The sequence below is a fragment of the Streptosporangium becharense genome (genome assembly GCF_014204985.1).
Classification (GTDB): domain Bacteria; phylum Actinomycetota; class Actinomycetes; order Streptosporangiales; family Streptosporangiaceae; genus Streptosporangium; species Streptosporangium becharense.
In genome coordinates this window covers 4,382,623-4,407,005 of sequence record NZ_JACHMP010000001.1, presented here as the reverse complement: position 1 = coordinate 4,407,005, position 24,383 = coordinate 4,382,623, and the positions used below count along the sequence as shown (strand labels likewise).

At 72.7% G+C, this 24,383-nt stretch carries 21 protein-coding genes; 6 read left to right on the top strand and 15 right to left on the bottom strand.

The features are described 5' to 3' along the window. Positions 1–191: 191 nt before the first annotated feature. From F4562_RS19510 to F4562_RS19490, 5 genes are all read right to left on the bottom strand, one after another. Positions 192–890, bottom strand: a complete 699-nt coding sequence (locus tag F4562_RS19510; protein ID WP_311734258.1) for a response regulator transcription factor — start codon at positions 888–890, stop codon at positions 192–194. Positions 891–975: 85 nt separating this feature from the next. Next, positions 976–1,629 carry a DUF5666 domain-containing protein gene (locus tag F4562_RS19505; protein WP_184547259.1) on the bottom strand — a complete coding sequence of 218 codons (654 nt, stop codon included), beginning with the start codon at positions 1,627–1,629 and terminating at the stop codon, positions 976–978. Between the two features lie 30 nt (positions 1,630–1,659). Further along, a complete protein-coding gene (locus F4562_RS19500) occupies positions 1,660–2,919 on the bottom strand; it encodes an ABC transporter permease (protein ID WP_184547261.1) in 1,260 nt (419 codons plus the stop codon). After that, positions 2,916–3,647 carry an ABC transporter ATP-binding protein gene (locus F4562_RS19495; protein WP_184547263.1) on the bottom strand — a complete coding sequence of 244 codons (732 nt, stop codon included), beginning with the start codon at positions 3,645–3,647 and terminating at the stop codon, positions 2,916–2,918. The genes F4562_RS19500 and F4562_RS19495 overlap by 4 nt, the downstream gene beginning before the upstream one ends. Then, positions 3,644–4,816: an efflux RND transporter periplasmic adaptor subunit gene (locus tag F4562_RS19490; RefSeq protein WP_184547265.1), complete on the bottom strand. Its 1,173-nt coding sequence runs from the start codon at positions 4,814–4,816 to the stop codon at positions 3,644–3,646. The genes F4562_RS19495 and F4562_RS19490 overlap by 4 nt, the downstream gene beginning before the upstream one ends. Before the next feature lie 148 nt (positions 4,817–4,964). Here F4562_RS19490 and F4562_RS19485 point away from each other — a divergent pair, with 148 nt between their 5' ends. Continuing rightward, positions 4,965–6,944 (top strand): efflux RND transporter periplasmic adaptor subunit, encoded by a 1,980-nt coding sequence (locus F4562_RS19485; protein ID WP_184547268.1) that lies wholly within the window; start codon positions 4,965–4,967, stop codon positions 6,942–6,944. 251 nt (positions 6,945–7,195) lie between these two features. Here F4562_RS19485 and F4562_RS19480 read toward each other — a convergent pair whose 3' ends face one another. The 3 genes from F4562_RS19480 to lhgD are packed head-to-tail and all read right to left on the bottom strand — an operon-like array spanning position 7,196 to position 10,513. After that, positions 7,196–8,581, bottom strand: a complete 1,386-nt coding sequence (locus F4562_RS19480; protein ID WP_184547270.1) for a sensor histidine kinase — start codon at positions 8,579–8,581, stop codon at positions 7,196–7,198. After that, complete coding sequence (locus F4562_RS19475) at positions 8,581–9,288, bottom strand: response regulator transcription factor (RefSeq protein ID WP_311734259.1); 708 nt, start codon at positions 9,286–9,288, stop codon at positions 8,581–8,583. Before F4562_RS19475 ends, F4562_RS19480 begins: the two co-directional genes overlap by 1 nt. A gap of 34 nt (positions 9,289–9,322) precedes the next feature. Further along, the gene (gene lhgD / locus F4562_RS19470) at positions 9,323–10,513 is read right to left on the bottom strand and encodes an L-2-hydroxyglutarate dehydrogenase (protein WP_184547275.1); all 1,191 of its coding nucleotides are present in this window, start codon (positions 10,511–10,513) and stop codon (positions 9,323–9,325) included. Positions 10,514–10,875: 362 nt separating this feature from the next. Between lhgD and F4562_RS19465 the strand changes: the two genes are divergently transcribed. Next, positions 10,876–11,235 carry an STAS domain-containing protein gene (locus tag F4562_RS19465; RefSeq protein ID WP_184547277.1) on the top strand — a complete coding sequence of 120 codons (360 nt, stop codon included), beginning with the start codon at positions 10,876–10,878 and terminating at the stop codon, positions 11,233–11,235. Between the two features lie 82 nt (positions 11,236–11,317). Here F4562_RS19465 and F4562_RS19460 read toward each other — a convergent pair whose 3' ends face one another. Continuing rightward, positions 11,318–12,436: a YjiK family protein gene (locus F4562_RS19460; RefSeq protein ID WP_246473485.1), complete on the bottom strand. Its 1,119-nt coding sequence runs from the start codon at positions 12,434–12,436 to the stop codon at positions 11,318–11,320. Between the two features lie 301 nt (positions 12,437–12,737). Here F4562_RS19460 and F4562_RS19455 point away from each other — a divergent pair, with 301 nt between their 5' ends. Next, on the top strand, positions 12,738–13,706 hold the full coding sequence (locus tag F4562_RS19455; RefSeq protein ID WP_184547278.1) for an aldo/keto reductase: 969 nt from the start codon (positions 12,738–12,740) through the stop codon (positions 13,704–13,706). 200 nt (positions 13,707–13,906) lie between these two features. Here F4562_RS19455 and thpR read toward each other — a convergent pair whose 3' ends face one another. The 3 genes from thpR to F4562_RS19440 are packed head-to-tail and all read right to left on the bottom strand — an operon-like array spanning position 13,907 to position 16,300. Beyond that, on the bottom strand, positions 13,907–14,479 hold the full coding sequence (thpR, locus tag F4562_RS19450; RefSeq protein ID WP_184547280.1) for an RNA 2',3'-cyclic phosphodiesterase: 573 nt from the start codon (positions 14,477–14,479) through the stop codon (positions 13,907–13,909). Then, positions 14,433–15,788 carry an MFS transporter gene (locus F4562_RS19445; protein WP_311734260.1) on the bottom strand — a complete coding sequence of 452 codons (1,356 nt, stop codon included), beginning with the start codon at positions 15,786–15,788 and terminating at the stop codon, positions 14,433–14,435. Before F4562_RS19445 ends, thpR begins: the two co-directional genes overlap by 47 nt. Positions 15,789–15,844: 56 nt before the next feature. Beyond that, entirely contained in the window at positions 15,845–16,300 is a 456-nt protein-coding gene (locus F4562_RS19440) for a MarR family winged helix-turn-helix transcriptional regulator (RefSeq protein ID WP_184547282.1), read from the bottom strand. 300 nt (positions 16,301–16,600) lie between these two features. Here F4562_RS19440 and F4562_RS19435 point away from each other — a divergent pair, with 300 nt between their 5' ends. Both F4562_RS19435 and F4562_RS19430 read left to right on the top strand, forming a co-directional pair. Further along, positions 16,601–17,278, top strand: coding sequence for a hypothetical protein (locus tag F4562_RS19435; RefSeq protein ID WP_184547284.1), 678 nt, complete (start codon positions 16,601–16,603; stop codon positions 17,276–17,278). Positions 17,279–17,543: 265 nt separating this feature from the next. Beyond that, the gene (locus F4562_RS19430) at positions 17,544–18,773 is read left to right on the top strand and encodes an alpha/beta hydrolase family protein (protein WP_184547286.1); all 1,230 of its coding nucleotides are present in this window, start codon (positions 17,544–17,546) and stop codon (positions 18,771–18,773) included. Between the two features lie 105 nt (positions 18,774–18,878). Here F4562_RS19430 and F4562_RS19425 read toward each other — a convergent pair whose 3' ends face one another. Then, positions 18,879–19,115 carry a hypothetical protein gene (locus tag F4562_RS19425; protein ID WP_184547288.1) on the bottom strand — a complete coding sequence of 79 codons (237 nt, stop codon included), beginning with the start codon at positions 19,113–19,115 and terminating at the stop codon, positions 18,879–18,881. Positions 19,116–19,266: 151 nt separating this feature from the next. Then, entirely contained in the window at positions 19,267–20,736 is a 1,470-nt protein-coding gene (locus F4562_RS19420) for an NCS2 family permease (RefSeq protein ID WP_184547290.1), read from the bottom strand. 121 nt (positions 20,737–20,857) lie between these two features. Here F4562_RS19420 and F4562_RS19415 point away from each other — a divergent pair, with 121 nt between their 5' ends. Then, positions 20,858–21,118, top strand: a complete 261-nt coding sequence (locus F4562_RS19415) for a DUF2530 domain-containing protein (protein ID WP_184547292.1) — start codon at positions 20,858–20,860, stop codon at positions 21,116–21,118. A 55-nt stretch (positions 21,119–21,173) separates the two neighbouring features. Here the strand turns inward: F4562_RS19415 and F4562_RS19410 are convergent, their stop codons facing one another. Beyond that, on the bottom strand, positions 21,174–24,374 hold the full coding sequence (locus F4562_RS19410) for a sacsin N-terminal ATP-binding-like domain-containing protein (protein WP_184547294.1): 3,201 nt from the start codon (positions 24,372–24,374) through the stop codon (positions 21,174–21,176). Positions 24,375–24,383: the final 9 nt, after the last annotated feature.

Here is a 24,383-nt window from a genome sequence, read left to right as displayed (position 1 = left end):
GAACTCGGTAAAGCGATGGGGCCGGGCCCCGGGTCTCACGGATCGGGCCTGTGCCGGGCTCGTCTCCCCCGCAGCTGGAGGCGAGCCCGAACCCGCCGGTCGATTCCGGGGTGATCGGGGGTCACGCACTGCTCATTGGAGCAGACGAAACTCAGGATCAGATCTGGCGAACCTGAATATAAGCTGAACGTTCAATCACTCTGCGGAGGTCGCAGGACGTACCCCACCCCGCGCAGCGTATGGATGAGCCGCGGCTCGGCCGTGTCGACCTTCCGGCGCAGGTACGAGACGTAGGACTCGACCACTCCGGCGTCGCCGCCGAAGTCGTAGTTCCAGACGTGGTCGAGGATCTGCGCCTTGGAGAGCACCCTGCCGCTGTTGACCATGAAGTAGTGCAGCAGCTTGAACTCGGTCGGCGACAGCCGTACCGCGACGCCCGCCTTCCACACCTGGTGGGCCTCCTCGTCCAGCTCCAGGTCGCCGACCTGCAACCGGGCCGGGAGGTCGAGGTCTCCCCTGGTGCGGCGCAGCACGGCCCGGATCCGGGCGAGGACCTCCTCCAGGCTGAACGGTTTGGTCACGTAGTCGTCGGCCACGCGCAGCCCGGCGACCTTGTCGTCGGTGGCGTCGCGGGCGGTCAGGAAGAGCACGGGCATCTGCCCGCTCATCTCCCGCAGCCGTCCCGCCACGGTGAAACCGTCCATGTCGGGCAGCATCACATCCAGGACGACGAGGTCGGGACGGGCCCGCTCGGCGAAGTGCACGGCCTCCCGCCCGTCCGCCGCGGTCATCACCTCGAACCCGGACATCCGGAGACTGGCCGAGAGCAGCTCCCTGATGTTCGGTTCGTCGTCCACGACCAGCAGCCGGGCTTCCGCTCTGTCCAACACACCCCGAGGCTCGCTCACCTCTCTGGAACGGGGCTCAGTCGGGGCTGAACGTTTCCTGAGAACCGGGCGTTCCCCCAGAAACGTGTCATCTGCGTCCGCCCCCCTCGCTGATCGAGGTCGCGGTGACCGAGCCGTCCCCGGCCCTGCCTCCCTGGACGACCACCGTGCCGCCCGGCTTGAGGTCGGCGACCTCGGCCTCCTTCGTGACCCGTACGGCCGTGTCACCGGTGGTCTTCACCGTCACCACGGATCCGTCCGCGATCTTGACGTAGAGCGTGGTGCCGTCGACGCGCTGCACCGTTCCGATGGTCACGCCGCCCCGGCCGCCCGGCTGACCGAGCTGTCCGAGCCGGTCACCCTGCTGCGCACCCTGCCCGTTCTGCCCGCCCTGGGTGCCCGGCTGGCCGAGCTGGCCGCCCTGTCCGTTCTGCCCGTTCTGGGCGCCCGGCGGGACGGGCTGGCCACCCTGCCGCCCGCCGGCGGTCCCCGGCGCGGTGGGAAGCTGACGCACCCCGGCCGCCGGACCTCCGGCCACCACGGCCGGGGCACCCATCGCCTTCTGGGCCTGGATACCGATGATCACACCGGCGACGAGGAACACCCCAGCCCCCAGTGCGAGGGTGACCTTGGAAAGGCCCCGCCCCTGCCGGGGAGCCAGCTCGCTGTCCAGGTCACCCGGGAACGGGGAGGTCTCCAGCGTCCTCTCGGCCGAGACGGTCCCGTCCGCGTTGCCGCCCATGTCTGTCTCTCCTTGGGTATGCCGTGCAGGTCACTCGTGGCGCAGAGCCTGGATGGGCCGGAGCTTGGCCGCCCGGTTGGCCGGGTAGCCGCCGAAGAACAGCCCGATGCCCACGGAGACGCCCAGGGCCAGCATGATCGAGGACGGCACGAGTACCGGGTCGATCCCGGCGATGGTGAACCGGGTGCCGGCGAACGCGACCAGGACGCCGGACAGTCCGCCCACCAGGCTCAGCACCGTCGCCTCCAGCAGGAACTGGCCGAGGATCGCGCTCCGGGGAGCGCCGATGGCCTTCCTGATGCCGATCTCCCTGGTCCGCTCGGTGACGGTGACGAGCATGATGTTGGTGATGCCGATGCCGCCGACCAGCAGGGAGATGGCGGCGACCGCGCCGAGCAGGGTCGTGAAGATGCCGATGGTCGAGCTGACGGTCTCCTGCAGGGTCGCCTGGTTCAGGATCCGGTAGTCCGCGACACCCGTCGGGGTGATGCCGTGGCGCTGGTTCAGGATGGCCGTCACCTCGGCCTGCGCCGTGTCGGTGGTGTCCGCGCCGGTCGCCTGCACGATGATCGAACCCAGCGGGCCGAACCCGGTCAGGCTCTGCTGCACGGCGGGCAGCGGCACGATGGCCACGTCGTCGGCGTCCTGCTGGCCCGCGGAACCCGACTCCTTGAGCACCCCGATCACCGTGAAGGGCACCCCGGAGACGCTGACCTGCCGGCCGACGGGGTTGGCCGAGCCGAACAACTGCTCGGCCACGGTCCGGCCGACCACCATGACCTTCCTGGCGGCGAGCACGTCGTCGTTGACGAAGTAGGAGCCGGTCTCGATGGGCTTGTTCGTCGCCTCGAAGTAGCTGGGGTAGGTGCCGACGAGCTGTCCGATCGAGTGGCCGGCCCCCTCGTGGACGGCCGGGGCCCCGCTGGTGGACACCACCGGGGAGACGCTCCGCACGGACGGGGCCTGTTCCTTGTCGGCCAGTGCCCTGGCGTCGTCCAGGGTGAGTTGCTTGGCCTGCGTGCGCGGGCCGCTCTGTACCCTGCCGCCGCTCTGCGGACCGCCGAGGCCGCCGCCGATGCCGCCGCCGGAGAAGGAGGAGGAGATGGTCAGGGTGTTGGCGCCGAGCCGCTGGATGCTCTTCTGGATGCTCTGCGAGGCACCCTCGCCGAAGGCGACCAGCAGGATCACCGCCGCGACCCCGATGAGGATGCCCAGCGTGGTCAGGAAACTGCGCAGCTTGTTGGCCGCCAGTCCGCGGAACGCGAACCGCAGCACCTCCAGCCAGCTCACGGGGCGACCTCCGCCATGCTGGGCGGGGGCCCGTCGACCGGGGCCTGACGGCGGTCGTCGACGATCCGGCCGTCCACCAGCCGGATCACCCGCTTGGCGCGGGCGGCCACGTCGTCCTCGTGGGTGATGAGCACGATGGTCCGTCCCCCGGCGCTCAGCCGGTCGAAGATCCGCAGCACGTCCTCGGTCGAGGTGGTGTCGAGGTTCCCGGTCGGCTCGTCGGCGAGCAGGAGCGCGGGCGCCGTGACGAGGGCCCTGGCCACGGCGACCCGTTGCTGCTGGCCGCCGGACAACTCGTTGGGCTCGTGCCGGACCCGGTCGGACAATCCGACCTGCTCCAGGGCGGCCAGGGCACGGGTCCGCCGCTCGGCCGCGCCGACCCCGCCGTACGCCATGGGCAGTTCGACGTTGGCGAGCGCGCTCATCCGGGGGATGAGGTTGAACGACTGGAAGACGAATCCGATCTTCCGGTTGCGCAGGACCGCGAGCCGGCGCTCGTCCAGCGACCCGATGTCGGTGCCGTCGATCAGGTAGCGGCCCGAGGACGGCACGTCCAGGCAGCCGAGGATGTTCATGAGCGTGGACTTGCCGGAGCCCGACGCGCCCATGATGGCCACGTAGTCGCCCCGCTCGACGGTGAGCGACACCCCGCGCAGCGCCCGGACCTCGGCGTCTCCCCGACCGTAGACCTTGGTGATGTCGCTCAGGGACAGGACGGGGACGGTCATCGGCCGATGCCTCCCATGCCGCCGCGGGCGCCGCCACCGCCGCCGAGACCGGGGAACCCGCCGCCCTGCTGGGTGGCCGCCGGGCGGACGACCTGGTCGCCCTCGGTGAGTCCAGAGGTGATCTCGGTGAGCGCGTCGCCCTTGACCCCCACCTCGACCGGGGTGGGCGTCTGGCGGCCGTCCCGCAGGACGGTCACGACACTCCGGCCGCCCGCGGTGGAGATCACCGTGGACGGGACGGCGAGCACGTTCTCCGCCCGGCCGGCGATGACCTGCACCGTCGCCGTCTGGCCCAGCCGGACCTCCTCGGGCACCTCCGTGAAGGAGATCGTCACCGGGTACTGCACCACGTTGTTGCTGGTGGACGCGGTCGGCTGGATCTGTGTGATCTTGCCCGTGGCGGTGACGCCGGGCAGCGCGTCGAACCGGATCGCAGCCGCCTGGCCGACCTTGAGCCTGGTGACGTCGGACTCGGTGAAGGTGCCGACGAGCTGGAGCCTGCGGGTGTCCGCGATGTCGATGAACCCGCCCGAGCCGCCTGAGGCGGACGCACTCGCCGAGCCGCCCGAGGTGCCCGTCCTCGGCGAGGCCCCTGAGCCGGAGGAACCGGACGCCGAGGACGCGGCCCCCGAGGAACCGGAGGAGCCGGACGCGCCGGAGGACCCGCCGACCGTGCCGTTGACGGCGGTGACCGTACCGGCGAACGGGGCCTTGATGACAGTGCCCTGCACCGCGCGGCGGGCGGCCCGGTAGGCGTTCCTGGCCGTGACGTACTCGGCGTAGGCCGCGGCGGTGGAGGTGTCGTCGTCCGCGGAGTCGAGGGCGGCGGCGGCGGCGTCGAGGCTCTCCTGCGCGGCGGAGTCGTCCAGCCGGGCCAGGATCTGCCCCTTGGTGACCTTGTCGCCGACCTTGACGTAGATCTTCTCGACGGTGCCGCTCGACGCGAAGCCGAGGGAGCGTTTCCGGGCGCTGTCCACGGTGCCTGAGGCGGAGACCGAGGCGACGACCGTGGCCCGGGTCACCGGCACGGTCCGCACCGCCGCGTCCGCGGAGGAGGCGGAGGAGACACCGCCGCCCAGTGAGGAGTAGGCGATCCCCGCGCCGCCCAGCAACAGGACCGCCAGGACCCCGTTAACGATCAGCGCTCCGCGCTTGGTCGACAGCTTCACAGCGTCCGACCTTGGCCTACCAAACTGGGTGCCACCCCAATGGATCCTGAACGTTTGCTGGAGGCGCGCGTTTCCCCTGGAAGACATACAGCAAACCTTCAGGTTCCTGTGAGCATGCTGTGAATCAGAGGGACCAGGATGGTCGTTCATGAGACCGACCCAGCTCCCGAAGAACGTGCGTGTGGGCGGACTCGCCCTGGTCGCCCTCCTCCTGGTGGGCGGCGGCGTGATCGTCGCGCTCGACGACGACGCGGCGGGAGAGCCCCGGGTGGAGCTGGCCGCGGCCAGGCGGGGAACGGTGGTCGCCGCGGTGTCGGCCGCCGGTTCCACCGTGGACGGCGGCGCCAGGCAGCTGGGCTTCGGTGGCTCGGGCACCGTCACGAAGGTCTACGTCAAGGCCGGTGACAAGGTCGACAAGGGTGACGTGCTCGCCAGGATCGGCTCCGCACCCGCCCGCGAGCGCTACTCCGCGGCCAAGGCCCAGCTCGCCGCGGCGGAGGAGGCCCTGGACACGGCGAACAGCGCGGCGAGCGGTACGGCGAACAGCACGGCGACGGCTCAGCCGGGCGGCCAGGGCCGCATCGGCACAGGACCCGACCAGACCGGTACGAACGGCTCCGGTCAGGAGCGCCTGCCGGGCTGCGTGCCCACGACGACCCGGACGCCGCAGCCGGGGCCCACCCCCACCGCCACGCCGGGGCCGACCCGCACCGCCGCCCCCTCCGCCACGGGCACGCCGGAGACCGGTCCCGTCCCGGTGGGATCGGTGACGGACACGCCGGGCCCCGGGGACGGTGCCCCGGACCCCGGGAAGGACACCCGGCAACCGCATTCCTCCGCCACGGACGCACCCGAACCGGTGACGTCGTCCGCGCCGGACGGAGCGCACCCGCCGGTGACGGCCGCCCCCGCGGGCGGGATCGCCCCTGCCGCGTACGCCCCTGCGGCGGCGCCGACGCCCGGAGAGCAGAGCCCCCGGCCCGACCGGCGCAAGGCCCGCGGCGGAGAGCGGACCTCCCGGCCCGAGCCGGCGGCCACCGTCACCGTGACGGCGGCCCCCACGGTGACGGTCACGGCCACCGTCACCGTCACCGCGCCTGCGCCGGAGAACCCGCCGGCTGCGGAACCCACCCCCGGTGACCCGTCGTACGGCCCGACGGCCGGTCCCGGCACCGGTGACGGGACCGGCCCGTCGCACGGCCCGACGGCCCACAACCCGACGGCCGGACCCGACACGACCGGCCGGCCCACCCCCACCGCCCGGCCCACCACGACCGCCCGGCCCACCGCGACCGCCCGGCCCACCGCCGGCGGCGACGCCACCCCCAGGCCCGGCGTCTGCCCCACCCCGGGCGACGGTGCGGACTCCGGCACCGGTCGGATCACGACCCGGCCCCCGGTACAGAACGACGCCGGGACCCGCACCGGGAGCGACGCGGGGAGCGGTTCCCCCCGCACCGGCGGCCAGGGAGTGCTCGGCGTGGAGCAGGCCGAGGCCCGCGTGAAGCAGGCGCGGGCCGAGCTCACCGACGCCAGGGAGGAACTGGCGGGCGTGCGCATCGTCGCCCCCGCCGACGGCACCGTCATGTCGGTGGCCGGCGGTGTCGGCGACAAGGCGGGCACCGGCGCGTTCGTCACCCTGGGCGATCTCGACGAACTCCAGGTGGAGGCGCTGTTCACCGAGTCCGACATCGGCAGCCTCAAGCTGGGGCAGCGGGCGACGGTCACCCTGGCCACCAGGCCCGGGGAGAAGTACGCCGGCACGGTGACCGGCATCGCACCCACCGCCACCACCACCGACCGGCTGGTGCGGTACGGCGTCAAGGTCTCCCTCGACGAGTCTCCGGCCGGTCTCCTGGTGGGTCAGAGCGCCACGGTCACCGTGACCGTCGCCGAGTCGGTGGAAGCGCTCTACGTCCCGGCCCAGGCCGTGCGGACCGAGGGCGGGGTCTCCCGGGTCACCGTGCAGGACGGCGGTGAGCGCGTCGTGAAGACGGGGGTGCGCAGCGACCAGTACGTCGAGATCGTCTCCGGGCTCGCCGAGAACGACCGCGTGATCCTGCCCGGCGCGGCCACCGGCGAGTTCCCCGACAGCAGCTGGCCGGAGGCCGACGCCGGAACCCCCTGACGCCGGGCCCCCCGACGCCGGGACCCCCTGACGCCGGGACGCCCGCACCCGGCGGCCCCGCCCCGGCCGAAGACGCCGATCGGCCGGGGCGGGCGGTTCCGGCCGGGGGCACCGGGCCGGTCAGCCGACGGGCCGGTCAGCCGACGGCTCGAACCCCGAGCGGACCGAACCCCGAACGGACCGAACCCCGAGCGGATCGAACCTCGAGCGGATCGAACCCCGCCGGGAGGCGCTCCCCCGTCTCCTCGCCGTCAGTCGAAGTCGGGGGCGAGCGGGAGGAACACCCGGAAGGTCGCCCCCTTCCCGGGTTCGGACTCCACGGTGACGGTGCCGCCGTGGGCCTGGACCATCGCGGCGACGATGGCCAGGCCGAGCCCGCTGCCGCCGTCCTCGGGAGCGCGGCGGCCACGGGCGGAGTCGACCCGGTAGAACCGTTCGAAGACGCGCTCGCACTGTTCGGCGGTGAGCCCCGGCCCCTCGTCCGCCACCTCGACGACGGCCGAGCCGTCCTGGGCGGAGAGCGCGACGCGCACCGGCGAGCGGTCCGGGGTGTGGGTGAGCGCGTTCGTCATGAGGTTGCCGACGACCTGGCGGAGCCGCACCTCGTCGCCGGAGACGATGAGCGCCGAACCGTCCACCGAGAGCGTGATCTCCCGGTCGGGGGCGAGGATGCGCGCGTCGTGGACGGCGTCGGCGGCGATGGCGAGCAGGTCGACCGGGCGGGTGGCCATCGGCCGCTGCTGGTCCATCCGGGCGAGCATCAGCAGGTCGTCGACCAGCAGTCCCATCCGGACCGCCTCCGACTCGACCCGGCGCATCAGCGGCCCCGCGTCGATGCCGGGGGCCTGCCGGTAGAACTCGGCGAAGCCGCGGATCGAGGTCAGCGGTGTGCGCAGCTCGTGCGAGGCGTCCGCGACGAACCTGCGCATGCGCTCCTCGGAGCTGCGGGCGGCGGACTCCGACTCCGACCTGGCCCGGAAGGCGGCCTCGATCTGGGCGAGCATCCCGTTGAGCGACCGGCCGAGCCGGCCCACCTCGGTGCGCGGGTCCGTGTCGGGGACCCGGCGGCTCAGGTCTCCGGCGGCGATGGCCTGGGCGGTGCGTTCGATCTCCTGGAGCGGGCGGAGGCTCCGGCGGATGATCAGCACTCCGGCTCCGGCGAGCATCAGCATCAGTCCGCCGCCGCCGAGCAGCTCCACCAGGGCGAGCCGGCCGACGATCTGCCGTACCTCGCCCATGTCCACCGCGACGAGGAGCTTCCCGCCGTCGTCCAGCGGGATCGCCCGGACCCGCCAGTCACCGCTCTCGAACGGCTCGTCGCCGTGGTCGGCGGGCACCTGGGGCCCCGGCTTGCCCTCCACCTCGGTCCCGCTGAGCAGGAGGGTGATCCTGCCGCCGCGGTCGCGGAGCTCCAGCCTGACATCCGGCGCCAGGGGCTTGCCGGCCAGTGTGGCCGCGTCACGGCGCAGCCGGCGCAACGCGCTGTCGGCGTTCAGGCCGATCTGGGTGTCGACGCGGTCGATCAGGTAACCGCGCATGATGGAGACGCTGCCGACGCCGATGAGCGCGAGCGCGATCATCAGGAGAACCAGGATGACCGCTATCAGCTTGACCTGCAGCGGAGTCCGGTTGAACATCACTGTGCCGGCGGCAGGCGCAGCACGTACCCCACGCCGCGCAGGGTGTGGATGAGCCGGGGATCGACGTTGTCGATCTTTCGCCGGAGCACCGAGACGTAGGACTCCACGATCCCGACGTCGCCGCGGAAGTCGTAGTCCCACACGTGGTCGAGGATCTGCGCCTTGGACAGCACCCGTCCCGCGTTGGCCATGAAGTAACGCAGCAGCTTGAACTCCGTCGGCGACAGCGACACCGCCCTGCCGCCGCGCCACACCTCGTGGCTCTCCTCGTCGAGCTCGATGTCGGCGAAGGTGAGCCGCGACAGGCGAGGAACCATGTCGGCGGCACCGGTACGGCGCAGCACGGCCCGGATCCGGGCCACGACCTCCTCCAGGCTGAACGGCTTGGTCACGTAGTCGTCCCCGCCCACGGTCAGCCCCCGGATCTTGTCCTCGGTGGCGTCGCGCGCGGTGAGGAAGACCACCGGCGTGTCGCTGCCGCCGCCGCGCAGGCGCCGTACGACGTCGAAGCCGTCCATGTCCGGGAGCATGACGTCGAGCACGATGAGGTCGGGACGGTGGCGCTGGACCGCGGCGACGGCGTCGGTGCCGGTGCCGGCCGTGTTCACCCCGAATCCGGCGAATCGCAGGCTCGCGGCCAGCAGTTCCAGGATGTTGGGCTCGTCCTCGACGATCAGCAGACGGGCTTCGGGTGAGTCGGTCACTTGTCTATTTTCACCGGCCCACATGAGAAAGCAGTTAACTCATCAGCACTGAGGCTAAACCCACAATATGCCGCGCAATGGCCAAACTGGACGTCGCCGCGGGTGAAGGGGCGTTCCGCACCAGTGTGACGCGGCCGTGCACGTCGATCGAGAAGTCGTCCAGCATGTCGCCGTTCCTGCCGACGGCCTGCGCGCGGACGCCCCCGGCGGCCCGGACCAGGTCGGCGCCGGTCAGTTCGGGGACATAGCGGCGCGCGGCCCTCAGGAACGACCGCTTGGCCAGCGAGCCGAGCACCTCCCGTACCCCGGTCCGCCAGTGCGCGGCGGCCAGTCGGCGGGTGCCCGGCCAGGCCGCGATCCGGCCCAGGTCGGCCAGGTCGACGTCGCGCCAGGAGTAGCCCTCCAGCGCGAGCGCCATGACCGCGTTGGGGCCGACCAGCACCTCACCGTCGATCCTTCGGGTCAGATGCACGCCGAGGAACGGGTAGCGGGGGTCGGGCACCGGGTAGATGAGCCCGCGGACCAGGCCCCTCGCCTGACCGGCCAGCGCGTAGTACTCCCCCCGGAAGGGGACTATCCGTACGTCGCCGGGGGCCCCGGCGAGCCGTGCGACCGCGTCGGTGCCGAGGCCCGCGCAGACGATCAGCCGGTCGAAGCGGAGCGTCCGCCGCCCGGCCAGGACGTCCACCCCGCCCGCCCGTTCCCGGATCGCCCGTACCGGGTGCGACAGCAGCACCGAGCCGCCGCCGTCCACCACGTCGGCGGCCAGGCGTCGGGCGACCGCGGGGAAGTCGGCGATCGCGGTGCGCGGGGAGTGCACGGCCGCCGCGCCGACGGCGTGCGGTTCCACCTCGCGCAGGGCCAGCGCGTCCAGCTCGGCGATGCCGGGAACCCCGTTGGCGCGGGCACGCTCGGCGATCACCCGCAGCCTCGGCCGTTCGGCGGCGGTGGAGGCGACGATGAGCTTGCCGACCTCGTCGTAGGGGATGCGGTGCTCGACGCAGTACTCCCTGAGCATGGCCATGCCCTCGCGGCAGAGCCGGGCCTTGAGCGAGTCCGGCCGGTAGTAGACGCCGGCGTGCACGACACCGCTGTTGTGCCCGGTCTGGTGGGCCCCGACGTGGTCCTCCTTGTCGAGGACGGTCACCTCGGCACCGCGGGTCCGCGCCGCCTCCCTGGCCACCGCCAGGCCGACGATGCCCGCGCCGACGACTCCGACCCTCATCGCCGACCCCTCCCTGTGGGACGTCTCCCGCCGACTCCGCCGCCACCCACTCCGCCGCCGACGGCGGCACCATCACGGCGGCACCGTCACGACGGCACCGTCACGGCGCGACACTACCCGGCGGCCCGCGATACGCCCAGGGGGAGAAGGCCCCTCCCACGCCGGGCGTCCCTTCTCTCCGCGCCACGCGGCACGACCCGGCACAGCTCCGGAACCCCCGCCGACAGAAGTAAGACGTACGGCCGTTACGTATATGTCTCCCGGCCGTCGCCCATCCCACGGCCGGCGAGGGTATATCTCGATGAGGCCGGAGAAGCATCGGCCGGAACGGGCCGTCCCACCGGTGCGGAAGATCCGAGGCGATGAGCAGAGAGCTCTTCATCGACGTCGACCATCACGAGCGCGTGGGCTGCACCGTGCTCACCGTCATGGGTGACATCGACCGCAATTCCAGCCCGCTGCTCGAAGACGCCATCCGGCGGATGGTCTCCACCCGCCGGACGCGGCTCGTCATCGACGCCGAGGAGATCACCTTCTGCGACTCCAGCGGGTTGCGGGTGCTCCTCGGCGGGATACGCGTGACCTCCGAGGTGGGCGGATGGCTGCGCCTGGCGGCGGTGGGAGGGAACCTGGAGCGGCTGCTGCGGATGACCGACCTCTACGGCCGCTTCCCGGTCGACGCCGACGTGGCCGTCTCCCTCGGCCACGCTCACGGCCCGTGACCCGGCGGACGCGCACCCGCCCCGCCGTACGCCTCGTTCGCACGACCGCGCGCGACCACCCACACTGGTGACCCCGGCCCGCTCAGCGGGTGTTGCGGGCGATCAGTGTGATGGTCCCGGTGGCGCCCGCGGCGACCGCCAGCCACAGGAGCACCGCGGACGTCGGCACTCCCGCGTCGCCGTCCTCGTCCGCGGCGGCCTTGTCCGTGGCGTCCTCGTCCGCGGCGGCACCGGCACGCGGAGTCCCGCTACCGCCCGCGGCGGCACCGGTCGGCGTGGGAGTGGCGGAGCCCGCCACCCGCCGCGGTGCGGGCGTCGCGGCCTGCAGGACGGCGTCGGGCAGCGGCACCCGGTAGACGGGGCTGCGGGCTCCCTCGGTGCCGGTCAGCAGGTGGCGGCCGTCGCGCGTGTAGGCGATCGACTCGGCCTGGTCCAGCTCCGGCATCGTCATCTTGGTGATCTGCTCACCGAAGGCGCGGTAGACCGTGGCGGAGAAGTAGGTGCGGACCACGAAGCTCGACCCGTCGGGGGCATAGGCCGCGTCGGTGGCCATGATGGGTGCGGGGCCGACCTTGCGCAGCACGTTGGTCCGGTCGGTGCGCAACCGCCTCGGGGCCGCGTAGATCGCTCCGGAGAACTGCTTGGTGACGATGTAGAGGCGGCCGGTGCGGGGGTGCACCATGACGCCCTCGGCGTTGTGCCCGCCGTCCTCGTACCGGAAGCGGTAGCGCACGGCGGGGATGGTCGCGTCCCGCAGCGTGGTGGGCTCCTGCACCCTGTAGACGGAGATGTCGGGCCAGGCCCCCTCGAAGTTGTCGCCGATGTCGGCGAACCAGAGCACACCCCGTCCGGTCTGCGGGTCGGTGGAGGCCGCCATGCCCTCCCAGTCGCGGGCGACCGCTCCCCGCAGGGTGAAGGTCGCGCGGGTCCGCCCGTCGGCGCCGACCGCGAAGAACACCGGCCCGTCCGAGCTGTCGTTGTGGGTGTAGTGGATGTCCTCAAGCGTCGGCGAGACCGCCAGCCCACTCGACTCGGTGATCCGGCTGTCCTTGAAGCGGAAGAGGACCTGCTCCTCCTCGGCCGCCCGTCCCCCCGCCCCGCTGCTGCCCGCCCACGCCCCGGACCCGGCGAAGACGGTCGTCGCGATCACCCCGGCGGCGACGAGCACGCGTGTCAGGGCACTCCCCGATCTACTCCCCATTCAGCCATCATGCCCTGAGAGCAACTCGCGCAGACGCCGTATGAGGCGCTCGTCCGCGTCGAAGATCGCTACGCCTCCGCCGAACCCGCCACCCGAACCCACCACTCGAACCCACCGCACAGGCCGGATCGCACGGGCCGGGCCGGACCGCACGAGCCGGACGCACGAGCCAGACCGCACGAGCAGAGCCGGGCCGCACGAGCCAGGACGCACAAGCCGGACCGCACGAGCAGAGCCGGGCCGCACCGTCCCGGCGAACGGGCTCGCCTGGAGTGCACTCCAGGTGCCTAGTGTGGGCCACATGGAGTACACACAGCTTGGCCGTACCGGCCTGAAGGTCAGCCGCCTCTGCCTGGGAACCATGAACTTCGGCCCCGCGACCTCGGAGGAGGACTCCTTCCAGATCATGGATCGTGCCCATGAGCTGGGGATCAACTTCTTCGACACCGCCAACGTCTACGGGTGGCAGAAGGGCGAGGGCATCACCGAACAGATCATCGGCCGGTGGTTCGCCCAGGGGGGCGGACGCCGGGAGAAGACGGTCATCGCCACGAAGCTCTACGGGGACATGGGCGACTGGCCGAACGAGGGACGCCTGTCCGCGCTGAACATCCGGCGCGCCGCCGACGCGTCCCTGAAGCGCCTGCAGACCGACCACATCGACCTCTACCAGGCGCACCACATCGACCGGGACACCCCGTTCGACGAGTTCTGGGAGGCCATGGACATCCTCAAGCAGCAGGGCAAGATCCTGTACGTGGGGTCGTCCAACTTCGCGGGCTGGCACATCGCCAAGGCCCAGGAGAGCGCGCGGCGCCGCAACAGCGTCGGGCTGGTCTCCGAGCAGTCGCACTACAACCTGATCGTCCGGGCGCCCGAGCTTGAGGTCATCCCGGCGGCCCAGGACTACGGTCTGGGCCTGATCCCGTGGAGTCCCCTGGCGGGCGGCCTGCTCGGCGGCATCCTCCGGAAGATCGACAAGGGTCGTTCGGCCTCGGAGATGATCACCAAGCAGCTGGAGAAGCACCGCGACAAGGTCGAGCGGTACGAGTCCTACGCCGACGAGCTCGGCGTGGAGCCGGCCAACCTGGCGCTGGCCTGGCTCCTGCACCAGAAGGCCGTCACCGCGCCGATCGTCGGGCCGCGCACGCTCGACCAGCTCGACGGCACCGTGAAGGCCCTGGAGATCACCCTGGACGAGAAGGCCCTCACCCGCCTGGACGAGATCTTCCCGGGGTTCAGGACGGCCCCCGAGGAGTACGCCTGGTGACGGACCGCCGGACGCACCGGACGGCGCCGGGGCCGCCGCGCGGCGACCGCCGGGAGCCGCCGGAACCGGCGGGTGGTGATCACCGGAGGCCGCCGGTCGGCGACCGCTAGGAGACGAGGGCGCCGATCACCACAAGCAGCACGAGCAGCGCGAGCACCGTGGGCAGCAGCCAGCGACGGGGACGATCCACGACCTGGAGCCTAGCTCTGCCCACGGGGTGCCCGCGCCGTCAGGGGCCACTCCGCGACCGTCTCGTAGCGGACCGTGGCCCCGAGGTGACTTCGCACCAGGTGCACCGCGTCCACCTGCCAGGGGGTGCCGGCGAACGTCTCGAACGCCTCGACCAGCGGACGGAGATCCGTGTCGGCCCGGGACCTGGCCAGGCTCAGGTGGGGTGCGAACCGCCGCGACTCGGCCCGCTCGATCCCGGCCCGCCGCCCGCCCGCCGCCACCGAGTCGGCGAGACGGGTGAGCGGGAGACGGTCGCCGGTCAGGCCGGTCCAGAAGACCCGTGCCCGGCGCGGCGAGGGAAAGGCGCCGCCACCGGCGAACGACACCGTCAGCGGCGCGTGGCGGGCCGCCGCACGCCCGAGCCGCACCCGCAGCTCGGGCAGCACCGGATCCGGCACCTCACCGAAGAACGACAGCGTCACGTGCCAGTTCACCGGGCTCAGCCAGCGCAGCCCCGGCCAGCCGTCCCGGTGGGGTTCGAGGGCGTGGGCGAGCTCATCGCGCACCGGCGGCGGCGGCAGCAACCCCGCGAACAGCCGCATGCGACCTCCTGCCGATCACCCTGGTGAGCATTATCGCCGCGCCGACACCGATCACGGTGAGCGCCCCGCCGATCACGACCCCCGCGCGCGGACCGCCCAGCTCGGAGATCCAGCCGAGCAGCGGCGCGCCGATCGGGGCCCCGCCGGTGAACACCAGCATGTAGATGCCCATCACCCGGCCCCGCATCTCCGGCGAGGCGGCGAGCTGGACTCCGGCGTTCGCACTGGTGTTGACCGAGATCAACGCGACGCCGGTGGGCACGAGCAGGAGCAGGTAGAACGGGTACCACGGGGCCATGCCGGTGGCGATCTGGAACAGACCGAAGGAGACCGCGCCGCCGACCAGCAGCCGGCGGCTGGGCCGCGTCCGGCGGGCCGCCATGAGCGCCCCCGCCAGCGCCCCGACCGCGAACATGCTGGAGGCCAGGCCGAAGGAGGAGGCTCCCGCGCCGAAGACCTGCCGCGCCATGAGCGCGATCGACATGGTGAACGACTGCGAGAACATCGAGACGAACGCGACCAGCAGAATCGGCATGAGCAGCTCGGGCCGCTCCAGCACGTAACGCAGCCCCTCGCGGAGCTGGCCCTTGGCCCTCGGCACCGGTTCGGGGGTGGTCAGCTGGGAGGAGCGCATGAGCGCCAGGCCCCCGATCACTCCGGCGAACGACAACGCGTTGACCAGGAAGATCGGTCCGGTACCGCCCAGGGCGTGGATCAGGACGCCCGCGAGGGCGGGCCCGGCCACCCGGGCGAGGTTGAAGCTGGAGGCGTTGAGCGCGATCGCGTTCGGCAGGTCCTTCCGGCCGACCATCTCCACCACGAACGACTGCCGGGTGGGCACCTCGACACAGGAGATGAGCCCGAGCGCGAGCGCCATCGCCCAGACGTGCCAGACCTGCGCGGCACCGGTCACGGTGAGCACGCCCATGGTGAGGGCCAGCACCCCCATGAGCGTCTGGGCGGCGATCAGCAGCGGCCGCTTGGGGTAGCGGTCGGCGAGCATGCCGCCCCAGAGCCCGAACAGCAGCGACGGCAGGAACTGCAGCGCGGTGGTCACGCCCAGCGCGGTGGCGCTGCCGCCCGTCAGGTCGAGCACCAGCCAGTCCTGCGCGGTGCGCTGCATCCACGAACCGACGTTGGAGACCACGCCGCCGACCGCGAACAGCCGGTAGTTGTGGTTGCGCAGCGACCGGAACATCCCGCCGCGCGTCTCGGACGCCGCCTGAGCCGACGTCGCCTCGGACGCGGCCTGGACCTGTGCGACCTCGGGCACGGCGTGCGCGGTGTCCGTCTCCGACGCGGCCCGCACCGCTTCCGCCTCGGCGTTCCGGGGGATCGCCGAGGCGCCGGGTTCCTCGGGTTCGGCTAGATCCGGCTGAGCTTCTCCAGAATCGGAGCCGCCTGCCGGAGTATCGCCCTTTCCTCGGGTGTCAGCTCCTTCAACTGCTGCGTCAGCCACGCCTCCTTGCGGCGCCGCTCCTCCTTCAACAGCGCGGAGCCCTGCTCGGTCACGTTCACGGTCACCTGACGCCGGTCGGTCGGGTGCGGTGTACGCGACACCAGCCCCCGCTCGGCCAACGCGGCGACCACCCGCGTCATCGAGGGCGGTTGCACCTTCTCCAAATCGGCCAGTTCGCCGGGGGTTATCCCGGGGTGCCACTCCACGGCGACGAGCGTCGCGAGCTGGGTGGGGGTCAAGGAGTGAACCGCAGCCTGCCTGCGCAGGCGCCTGTTCAGTCGTGCCAGGGACACGCGCAGGGCCGAAGCCAGACCGGCGTCGCTGCGCAGGCTTGCGACGGGGTCCTTCCGTGGGTTTTTCATTGCTCTGTCTCATTACTCTTGCTAACTATATGGCACCGCGTCCGATTCCCTCCACGCGGTTTCTCAGCGGGGACCGTACAGCGTCCCGCGTCCGGTGCCGACCCGGGTCCCGCCCGCCGGCCCGCCCTCCCGGCGCGAGGGCCCGCGACCGGCTCCTCCACGGAAAGGTCGTACGTCCCGGAGACGAAACCAGCGACGAAAGATGTACGTCTCCGGTCGGCTGTTCGGCCGAAGCGCTCGCCACCGAATGTGACAAAGATCCTTCGCGTACCGATGTCCACCCCTACCGGGGAGCAACGCATGACCACCCGCCCGCACACCGGCCCCACCCACCGGGAAACGGCTCCCGTACGGCAGATCGTCCTCCGCACCGCCGCCCTGACGCTCATTCCCGTGGTGCTCGCGGCGACCGGCCTGCTGCACCCGCACCACCTGACGCCGGAAACCGCCGAACGGTGGGTCACCCTGCACCTGCTGCTCCTGCCGGTGTTCCCCCTGCTGGCGGGCTCCCTGCTGCTGCTCCTGCGTGGGGTCCGCGGCCCCTGGGCGGTGGTCGCGCGGGTCGGCTCCTACGTTTACGCGATCTTCTACACGAGCCTCGACGCGATCGCCGGCATCGCGTACGGCACGCTGGTCGCCAACACCGACGATCCCACGACCCTGACCCGGGCCGGGGCGGCCATCGACGTGGTCGGCGGAGCGCTCGGGCTGATCGGTGCGGTGGGCTTCCTGCTGGCCTCGATCGCGACGACCGCCGCGCTGGCCGCGCGGCACGGCGGACGTCGAGTGGCGGCCGGTGGCACGATCCTGATCGCCGCCTCCGTCGTGTGGCTGGGCAGCCACATCTACTGGCCCGAAGGCGTGATCACCGCGCTCGCCCTGGGGCTGGGGATCGGGCTGCTCAACGTCGCGACCTCCACCGGCACCGCACCGGCTCCGGGCGACCCCGGGCCGAGGCCGTCGGCCCTCCCCGCGTAGGACGTCCCCCGGCCGACGCCGCCCGCCCTGCCCGCACAGGACGTCCCGCGGCCGACGCCGTCCGTCCTCCTCGCACAGGACGTCCCGCGGCAGGCCCCTCCCCCGACGGAAACGTCCAGCGGCCGACGCCGTCCGCCCTCCCTGGGGAGGACGTCCCCCGGCCGCCCGCCTCCTTCCATCGTCGTAGCCCGTCGGCGGAAGTCGTATCCGCCGGTCGGCTGTTCGGCCGAAGCACCCGCGACCGGACATCGGAAAGATCTTTCGTATGCCGACACCCGTGCTCCGCGGCGCTCTGGCCGCCGCCGTCGCCCTGCTCTCCCTCACCGCGTCCGTCGTGCCCGCCGCACCCGCCCTGGCCGGTGCCTCCGCCGTGGACGCGGCCCACGTGGTGACCGGCGCCTCCCCCGTGCCCGGGTCCCCCGACACACGGGGCAGGACTCCCGCCCTGCCCGAGCCGACCGGGCCGCACCCGGTGGGCACGACCACACTGCACCTGGTGGACGACTCCCGGCCCGACCCCTGGGTGGCCGAGGCGGCGTCACGCGAGCTCATGGTCACGCTGTGGTACCCCGCACGCGCGTCGCGGGGACGCCGGGCCCCGTACATGACCGCGCAGGAGTCGGCGCTGCTGTTGAAGGACCAGAACCTCGACCGCGTCCCCCCGGACACGCTGAGCAGGACGCGGACCAACGCGTTCGTCGACGCCCCGCCGCGCGGACGCGGGCGCGCTCTCCCCCTCGTCGTGCTGTCGCCGGGCTTCAGCGTGTCCCGCAGTTCGCTGACGGCCCTGGCCGAGGAACTGGCGAGCAGAGGGTACGTCGTGGCGGGCATCGACCATACCTACGAGGCGTCCGGCACGACCTTCCCCGACGGACGCACCGCCACCTGCGTTGCCTGCGAGTCGGAGGAGTCCCCCGAGTTCGGGGAGAAGACGACGAAGGGCCGGGCGGCGGACGTCTCGTTCGTGCTCGACCGGCTGATCGGGGCCGACCCGGCGTGGCCGGCCGCCGGGCTGATCGACCCGTCCCGCATCGGGATGGCGGGCCACTCCATCGGCGGCAACAGCGCCACCTGGACCATGCTCACCGACCGCCGGGTGCGTGCCGGGGTCAACATGGACGGCACCTTCTACATGCCGATCCCCGGGAAGGGACTCACCCGGCCGTTCCTCATGCTGGGGGCCGGGCGGATCCACAAGCCGGGCGGCCTGGACGACACGTGGGACCGCGACTGGCGGCGGATGACCGGCTGGAAGCGCTGGCTCACGGTCGAAGGCGCCGACCACGGGTCCTTCAGCGACTACCCGATGCTCACCGAGCAGCTCGGCGTGGACGTCAACGGCCGCTTCTCCGGGGCCCGCGGGGTGGAGATCACCAACCGGTACGTGAACGCCTTCTTCGACCTGCACCTTCGCAAGCGCTCCCGGCCGCTGCTGGACGGGCCGTCCCGGCGCTACCCGGAGGTCAGGTCGTGGCTGGGAAGGCCGTCGTGGTGACCTCCCGCCGCCGGACGCCATGGCGGTCCAGCCCCTCACCGGCCTGACCGGCATGAAGGGGACGGCCCCGGCGGGCCCGGCGGCGGTCCCGGCGGTCGACGACGCCTACGGCACTGTCACGACCTCGATCTCCCCACCGTCGAGGCCCGTCACATAGCCGGTGGGCTTCCCCGTCTCGGAGAACGCGACCGTCGGCTCCGCCCCCGCCCCGACGGCCCGGAGGAACACCGCCGTCCGGGCGGAGGCGATGGGCCGCCAACGACCGTAGGTGCGGAAGTTGTCCACCTTCGAGTCCTCGATGAACCCGACCAGCCGCTGCCGGTAGTACACGGGAACGTCCATACCGCCCTTCCGGGGCCGACGCCGATGCTTGCCGTCCTGATTGTTCCTGGATTGTTCCCGGGGCGATACGGGCCCGTGCGCGGGAGGGCCGCTGCGGGAAAGGCCGTCGCGGTGACCGCCCACGGGCACCGCGACGGCCTCGGACCGCTTCTCAGCCGACGCCGAGCAGGGCCCTGATCGGGCCGAGGGCGAAGTAGAGCACGAACAGCACCGCGACGGTCCACATCAGCGGGTGGACCGCGCGGGCCTTGCCCTTCACCAGCTTGATCAGCACGAAGGTGACGAATCCGGCGCCGATCCCGGTGGCGATCGAGTAGCTGAACGGCATGAGCACGATCGTCAGGAACGCCGGGATGGCGACCTCGTAGTCGGTGAAGTCGATCTCCCGAACGCTGGTCATCATCAGGAAGCCGACGACGACGAGCGCGGGGGCGGCGGCCTCGTACGGGACGACGGCGACGAGCGGTGAGACGAAGACGGCGAGCAGGAACAGCACGCCGGTGACGACGCTGGCGAGGCCGGTGCGCGCGCCTTCGCCGACGCCCGCGGCCGACTCGATGTAGGTCGTGTTGGAGGAGACGGAGGCGGCGCCGCCGGCCGCCGCGCCGATCGAGTCGACGAGCAGGATCTGGCGGGTCCGGGGCAGCGTGCCGTCCTCCCGGATCAGCCCGGCCTGGCCGCCGACGCCCACGATCGTGCCCATGGTGTCGAAGAAGTCGGTGATCAGCAGGGAGAAGACGAGCAGCAGGGCCAGCAGGGCCGAGATGGAGCCGAAGGCGCCGAACGGGTCGAACTCCCGGAAGAGCACGAGCGGGTTGGTGAAACCGAAGATCCGGTCGGGGATGCCGGGGACGACGAGCTGCCAGCCCGCCGGGTTCGCGGGCCGGCCCGGCACCGTCGCCGCGCCGATCTTCCCGACGGCCTCGACGACGATCGCCAGGACGGTGGTGGCGACGATGCCGATCAGGATCGCACCTTTCACCCTGCGTGCGACCAGCACCGTGATCAGCAACAGGCCGGCCACGAAGACGAAGATCGGCCAGCTCGTCAGCGCACCCCGGATGCCGAGCTCCAGGGGCGGGCCGGCCGCCACCCGGCGGACGAACCCGGCGTCCACGAAGCCGATCAGCGCGATGAACAGGCCGATGCCGACACTGATCGCGGTCTTCAGCTCGGACGGGATGGCGTTGAACACGGCGGTGCGGAACCCGGTCAGCACCAGGAGTGCGATGACCACCCCTTCCAGGAAGACGAGCCCCATCGCCGACTCCCACGACATCTTGGGGGCGATGTTGTAGGTGACGAAGGCGTTCAGGCCGAGTCCCGCGGCCATCGCGAAGGGGACCTTGCCGACGACGCCCATCAGGATGCTCAGCAGGCCCGCGACGAGGGCGGTACCGGCGGCGACCAGCGGTATGTTCGCCCCGGATCCGTCCCCGATGAACTGCCCCTCCGCATCCGGGGCGGTGGCGATGATCAGTGGGTTGAGCACGACGATGTAGGCCATCGTGAAGAAGGTGGCGACGCCGCCGCGTACCTCCCGGCCGACGGAGGAACCGCGCTCGGTGATGTGGAAGAAACGGTCAAGTGTGCTTATTTGGGGAGTTCTATCGTCACTCACGCACGCAGGGTGGCAGCGTACCCGGCCTCCTGGAAGTCCCGGGCCGGGATGGTGACGCTTTCGAGATCGATTCGCGTCCTCACCGACCGGCGGCGGCAGGTCGTCGCCTAGGCTGGATCGCGTGGACCAGCCTCGCCTCCCGGATCTCCAGCCGTTGAAGACCAACGACACGCTCACCGTCCTCGTGGGCACGGCCCTGTGGGCGGTCGCCCTGGTCGTGCTCCTGATCGTGGGGCCGGGCGCCGAGCGGCACTGGTGGATCTGGACGTGCGTGTCGGGCATCTGCGGCGGCCTGTTCGGCCTGTTCTACATCCACCGCCGCGACCGCCGCCGCCCGCCGCCCACCGAGGAACCGGTCGAGCCCAGCACCGCGATCCTCTGACCGCCGCTCCCCCGCCCCGGAGACCGGAGACGGGGGAGACGACAGGAGGCAGGGGTCAGGTCGAGGCGGTCCAGCTGTCGAGGTCGGCCTCGGCCAGCAGCAGCGGCACCGCCGCCGGGTCGCGCAGCAGGGCCGCGACGGCGAGCCGGTCCCCCCACTGGCCCGCCGCCCACGCCAGCCCGCGCGCCAGCCCCTCGGTGTCGGCGGCGTGCACCGTGCCTTCGAAGAACCGCCAGGCCGCGGGCACTCCGTCCACGAGCAGGTTCTCGTGCGCCACGTAGGTCGCGGGCGCGGTGGGCAGCAGCGACCGCACGGCGGGCGGCACCTGGCGCACCTCGCCCGAGGACGTGACCTCCCCGGCCGCCTCCTCCCCCGCCAGTGGCAGGTCGAGCAGCTCCGACAGCGCCTCCGCCAGGTCGAACGGGGCCAGGACCAGCGGCCGGTCCGCGACCAGCGGGAGCAGGTCGGGTGCCTCGACGACGACCGGTTCGCCCGCCCCGCCCCGTGAACCGGCGTCGGAGCCGGACGCGGAGCCGGGGGCGGGCAGCGGGCTGCCGTCGGCGGCGTCGACCACGACGATCTCGTCACCGAGGACCGCGCGAACCGCGCGTGGAGGCGCGACACGGGCGGGGTCGACCCCCGCGAGGGCCACCCACAGAGCACGGAGCTGGGCCCGGTCGACCTCGACCGCCGGGTCGCCGAGCAGGTCCAGCAGCTCGTCGGGCCCGCCGTGCGAGGCCAGCAGGTCCGCCAGCGTGGTCCGGACGCCGATCATCGCCAGCGCGGCCTCGTCGACGTCGGCCGGGGCGTCGCCGTACAGGCCGAACAGCAGCGGGTCGGCGGTCGGGAGACGCAACTGGGTGGGACGCCTGCCGCCGAGCACCGGGTGGGTGGACAGCCACCACGCGGTGTAGGAGGGAACCTCCACGACCTCCCCGGCCACCAGGACCCGCAGCGGATGCAGGACCGAGCGGAGCGGCGGACGCGACAGCAGGGCGAGGGCCGCGGGCCAGTCGGCGACGTACTCCAGGTCGCGCACGGCGGAGAACTCCGGGGCGACCGGCGGCACTCCCGCGTCGGGCAGCAGGTCGAGGACGGCCTCCAGCCACTCCTCCTCGCGATCGAGGTCGTGGTCGCAGTCGTCCGGGTCGATCATGACATCGGTGTCGTTGACCACGGCGAACCCGTCGAGCACGCCGACCGCGGCGAGCACCCGCGGACCGTGGCGCTCCACCAGCTCCGGCGTGGCCGTGCCGAAGTGCGTCTCGGGGTCGAGCAGCCCGGCGAGCGCCCCGTCGGCCAGGAGCAGCTCACCCGCCGGGTACAGCTCGCCGTCGGCGCCGCGCAGCGCCAGCTCCGACAGCCACGGGGCCTCACCCGCGGTCAGCCCCGCCGCGTCGACCAGGGCGAGCACCGCCTGGGCGATCGCCTCCGCGTCGGGGTTGTCCAGCGACTGGGCGACGGCCGAGCGGGTCAGCGGGTCTTCCAAGACCGTACGGGGCGTGGCCTCGCCCGCCCCCAGCCGCAGCAGCAGCGGATGCGCCGCCTCCGGATGCACCACGCGCAGCCCCAGCGGGCCGAGCACCGCCGGATCGAGCGCGGAGCCATCGGTCAGCAGCAGCGTGCCGCGCGGCCCGCGCACGAGGCGGCCGTCGGCCAGCGGCACCGGCAGCGCGCCGAGCGCCTCCGGGTCGTCGCCGGGCAGCACCTCGTACAGCGAGCGCCACCAGGCCGGGTCGCGGTCCTCGACGGCGTCGCCGGAGAGCATGTCCACGACGTCGGCGAGCGGCACCCGCCGGACCCCGAGCGCGTTGAGCGCCGGGTGCCGGGACGGCCAGCCCGCGGGCAGCAGGCCGGGGACCATGGGGGCGATCCGCTCCAGCAGTTCACCCGGGGCCGCGACGACCGAGGCCCTGCGACCGGCGACCAGGAAGCCCTCCCCACCGGTGAGCGGCGCGGCGGCCGGGTCCGGGCCCGCTGAGGCGGCGATGTCCGCCGGGTCGGCGAGCACCGGGGAGGCCCCGGCGTCACCCCGCGGGGACGGCACGGCGGCGGGCGGGGAGAGCGCCGGGAGCAGCGGGGCATCGGGAAGCCTGCGCAGGATCGCCCGCCGGATCGCCGCGTCGAGCTCACCCTTGCCCATCAGACCGGGGACGAGGTCGAGCAGCGCGGGCGTGCGGGGCAGCCCGGAGAGGAGCTCCAGGTAAAGGTCGGCGGCGCGCTCGACCACGAAGTCGGCCAGCGGGCCCGGCGCCACGTGCCGCCGGTCGGTGGCCATCGGGAACGTGGCGATGAGCAGCGCGGGCAGGTCGAGCGGCTCGTCGCTCGGCGTGGGGGCGTGGACCACGGGCGGCACCAGCGACGGCAGCGGCCTGGGCTCCCCCCCTTCGGGGGCGTCTCCCGCAGCCTCCCCCCGCCGGTCTCCGCCGGGGCCGGACGTGACGGGCACGGCCCAGCGGACCAGCCAGTACGGCCGGGCACGCTCCTCGGTGGGCCGGTCGGCGAACAGCTCGGCCACCTGCTCGGGGGCGAACCGGCCGGAGGCCGAGACCACCTTCCAGCCCTCGGCGGTGACGGTCCTGGTCTCACCGTCGACGTCGATCTCGATCGACTCCAGCGCGGGCAGGCCGAGCAGCAGCGCGGGGCTGGTCTCGCGCAGCATCGTCCGCACGGCCTCGACCGCCGCCGCGTCACGCAGCGGAAGCCGGACGAGGGTGTCGAACCCGGCCGGGATCTCGACCGCACCCGCGGGGAACGGCAGACGCAGCAGCGGGACGTGCCCGCCGCGTTCGGCGAGTTCCTTGGCCAGCTCGGGCTCGGCGGCGACCAGGGCGACCGTCTGGTCACGGGACCAGCGCACCACGCCGGAGCCGAGGGAGCCGATCACCGGCTCGTCGCAGACCGAGACCACGGCCGCGAAACCGACGCCGAAACGGCCGGCCGCGCCGACGTCGTCACGTTTGGCGGAGACACGCAGCGTGGACACCCCCTCGACGCCGGCCGCGTCGAGCGGCGCGCCGGTGTTGGCGGCCGACAGCACCCCCTCGCGCAGCGACAGCCGGAGCCGTCCGGGCACCCCCGCGCGCAGGGCGGCGTCGGCCGCGTTCTGGGCGAGCTCGACGATCAGGCGGTCACGGTAGCCGCCGAGCGCGAAGTCCTCCTCGGCGTTGGCGTCCTCGCGGAAACGCGCGGGCGACGCCTTCCAGGCGGCCAGCACGGCGGAACGCAGTCGTTCGGTGGCGAAGATGTCAGTCAAGGCGATGAG

What these genes read in the sequence shown, in the direction of transcription:
- F4562_RS19440 (WP_184547282.1), bottom strand. Translation starts at nt 16,300, where the DNA reads ATGAAAAACCCACGGAAGGACCCCGTCGCAAGCCTGCGCAGCGACGCC.
- F4562_RS19505 (WP_184547259.1), bottom strand. Translation starts at nt 1,629, where the DNA reads ATGGGCGGCAACGCGGACGGGACCGTCTCGGCCGAGAGGACGCTGGAG.
- F4562_RS19495 (WP_184547263.1), bottom strand. Translation starts at nt 3,647, where the DNA reads ATGACCGTCCCCGTCCTGTCCCTGAGCGACATCACCAAGGTCTACGGT.
- F4562_RS19435 (WP_184547284.1), top strand. Translation starts at nt 16,601, where the DNA reads ATGACCACCCGCCCGCACACCGGCCCCACCCACCGGGAAACGGCTCCC.
- F4562_RS19425 (WP_184547288.1), bottom strand. Translation starts at nt 19,115, where the DNA reads ATGGACGTTCCCGTGTACTACCGGCAGCGGCTGGTCGGGTTCATCGAG.
- F4562_RS19430 (WP_184547286.1), top strand. Translation starts at nt 17,544, where the DNA reads ATGCCGACACCCGTGCTCCGCGGCGCTCTGGCCGCCGCCGTCGCCCTG.
- F4562_RS19480 (WP_184547270.1), bottom strand. Translation starts at nt 8,581, where the DNA reads ATGTTCAACCGGACTCCGCTGCAGGTCAAGCTGATAGCGGTCATCCTG.
- lhgD (WP_184547275.1), bottom strand. Translation starts at nt 10,513, where the DNA reads ATGAGGGTCGGAGTCGTCGGCGCGGGCATCGTCGGCCTGGCGGTGGCC.
- F4562_RS19465 (WP_184547277.1), top strand. Translation starts at nt 10,876, where the DNA reads ATGAGCAGAGAGCTCTTCATCGACGTCGACCATCACGAGCGCGTGGGC.
- F4562_RS19460 (WP_246473485.1), bottom strand. Translation starts at nt 12,436, where the DNA reads ATGGGGAGTAGATCGGGGAGTGCCCTGACACGCGTGCTCGTCGCCGCC.
- thpR (WP_184547280.1), bottom strand. Translation starts at nt 14,479, where the DNA reads ATGCGGCTGTTCGCGGGGTTGCTGCCGCCGCCGCCGGTGCGCGATGAG.
- F4562_RS19455 (WP_184547278.1), top strand. Translation starts at nt 12,738, where the DNA reads ATGGAGTACACACAGCTTGGCCGTACCGGCCTGAAGGTCAGCCGCCTC.
- F4562_RS19485 (WP_184547268.1), top strand. Translation starts at nt 4,965, where the DNA reads ATGAGACCGACCCAGCTCCCGAAGAACGTGCGTGTGGGCGGACTCGCC.